Origin of the sequence: Streptomyces synnematoformans, from assembly GCF_039531005.1 — a bacterium.
GTDB lineage: Bacteria > Actinomycetota > Actinomycetes > Streptomycetales > Streptomycetaceae > Streptomyces > Streptomyces synnematoformans.
Genome location: NZ_BAAAPF010000571.1, coordinates 1 through 2,213, shown reverse-complemented (window position 1 = coordinate 2,213; position 2,213 = coordinate 1). Strand labels below are relative to the sequence as shown.

General features: G+C 76.2%; 3 protein-coding genes. All 3 read right to left on the bottom strand.

The genetic code is table 11. The features are described from left to right. Positions 1–263, bottom strand: a 263-nt coding sequence (locus ABD317_RS36090) for a hypothetical protein (RefSeq protein ID WP_344296143.1), incomplete at its 3' end; no start/stop codon positions are given. A 5-nt stretch (positions 264–268) separates the two neighbouring features. Next, positions 269–1,330, bottom strand: a complete 1,062-nt coding sequence (locus tag ABD317_RS36085) for an AAA family ATPase (protein ID WP_344296139.1) — start codon at positions 1,328–1,330, stop codon at positions 269–271. A 499-nt stretch (positions 1,331–1,829) separates the two neighbouring features. Further along, on the bottom strand, positions 1,830–2,213 hold a 384-nt coding region (locus ABD317_RS36080), incomplete at its 5' end, for a VMAP-C domain-containing protein (RefSeq protein ID WP_486389031.1).

The window sequence follows — 2,213 nt, the reverse complement described above, 5'->3', positions numbered from 1 at the left end:
CCGGCGCCGGAGCCGGAGCGCCTGTCGGAGCGGGTGTCGGGGTCGGGAAAAGTGGCCGATTCCATGCGGGTCGCCGCCCCCGGCGCGGCATCCGGGTCCGCGCTCCCTGCCGCGGCGTCCGCCGCATCGGCGCTGCGCGCCAGCTCCTCGGCGAGCCACAGGACGTCGGCGAGGCCGCGGGCGTCCGGGGGCAGTCCGGCCGCCAGAAGCCGGCCCACCAGCTCCTCGGCGCCCTGCCCGCCCGCACCCCCGCGCCCCGCCATCGCGCTCACCGCGGCCTGTTGATGGGCCGCATCAGCTCCTCGGTGACGCGCCTGGCGGAGCCGTCCGCCGGGTCCCAGTCGGCCTGCCGGGTCAGTTCGATGGCGTTGAGCAGTTGGTCCACGGCGCGTACGTCGCCGGCGCCGGCCGCCAGGAAGCGGTCGATCAGCTCCCCGAACCGCTCGTCGTCGCCCTCGGGGAAGTGCGCCCGCACCATCCCCGTCAGCCGCGCCCGGTCCGGCACCGGCAGTTGCAGCTCGATACAGCGGCGGCGCAGCGGCGCCGGGAACTCGCGCTCGCCGTTGCTGGTGAGCACGATGAACGGAAAGGCGCCGCAGCGCACCCGGCCGCCGCGCACGGGCACTTTCGTACCGTCGTCGCTGAGCACCTCGACGACCGGCGCGCGGTCGGCGATCCGCTCCAGCTCGGGGATCGTGAACTCGCCCTCCTCCAGGACGTGGAGGAGGTCGTTGGGCAGGTCGATGTCGCTCTTGTCCAGCTCGTCGACGAGCAGCACGCGCGGGCGCGCGGAGGGCAGCAGCGCGGTGCCCAGCGGGCCGAGGCGGATGTAGCGCCCGATGCCGCCGCCGGGCTCGTCGGCGGCGTCCGCGCGGGCCGGGGAGGCCGCGTCGGGCGGGTCCGCGGCGGGCCGGCGGGTGGCGCGTTCCAGCTGGGCGTCCTGCAGCCGGCCGATGGCGTCGTAGGCGTACAGGCCGTCGCGCAGCGTGCTGCGGCTGACGATCGGCCAGGTGAGGACCCGGCCGAGACCCAGCTCGTACGCCACCGAGTGCGCGAGCGTGCTCTTGCCGCTGCCGGCCTGCCCGGTGACGAGCAGCGGGCGGCGCAGATACAGCGCGGCGTTGACCATCTCGCACTCGCGGGTGCTGGGCCGGTGGTGGCTGGCCTCGCGGCGCCGCTGGCCGAGCCTGCGCTCGGAGGACGGCTCCAGCGCGGCCGGCGGTGGCACCGGCGGGCCGCCGTCGAATTCTCGCCATGGCGGCGGTTCCGGCAGTCTCTCCATGCCGTCGTGGGGGGCGCCGGTGCCTCGGTAGATGAGCCACTCGCTCACGTCGTAACCCCTTTGTCGCCGACCGGGCAGCGGGCTTGCCCCACTGTCTGCCCGGCGACGGACGGGGGCAACCCTCACGGGGATAAGAGGCTAGCCGGGCGCGCTGACGCCCGGTGCCGAATCGGCCAATCCGCGTGGTGGCGGGCGGATTTCGTCCAACCGCGCGGGCGGTGCGCGGTGTTGGCGTACGGCGCGTCCGGACGGGCGCGCGCCGTTCACCCGTTCACCGGGCCGCGGGTCCGCCGGGTCACCCGTTCACCGGCACCCGTACGCCCGCGGCGGCCGTTCACCACCCGCGCCGAGGGGCGCCGCCCGGCGGCGCGCCGCCCCTTCCTTCCTGTGCGCCCATGCCCTGTGCGCCCATGCCCTGTGCGCCCATGCCCTGTGCGCCCATGCCCTGTCCGTCCACGTCCTGTCCGCCCATGTCCTGTCCGCCCGTGCCCTATCCGCCCGTGCCCTATCCGTTCCTGTCGGGCCACGCCCTGTCCCCGCCCCTGCCCTATCCGCCCGCGCCGATGGCGTCATCCGCGTCGTCGTAAAAGAGGATCACGTCCGCCGCACAGCCCCGGCCCGTCTCCAGCGCCTCCCGGCGCACCTCGTGCAGCCGCTCCGGCAGATCGCGCACGACCGTTCCTGCAGCGTCCGCGAGCAGCGCCGCCAGCTCCTCGTGGTACGCCGCGCACCCGTCGCCGCACTCGTCGTCCCGGTGGCCGTCCGCGCGCCACAGCGCCACCGCCGTGCCCTCGTCCAGCAGCTGCCCCACGACCGCCGCCCGGCCGCTGCCGTCGCCCAGCGCGTGGCAGAACACCGGCACCGCGCCGTCGTCCGCCGCGCGTCCCCAGCCCGCCGGCTCGGCGCGCACCAGCCGCTGCCGCGGCGCCCG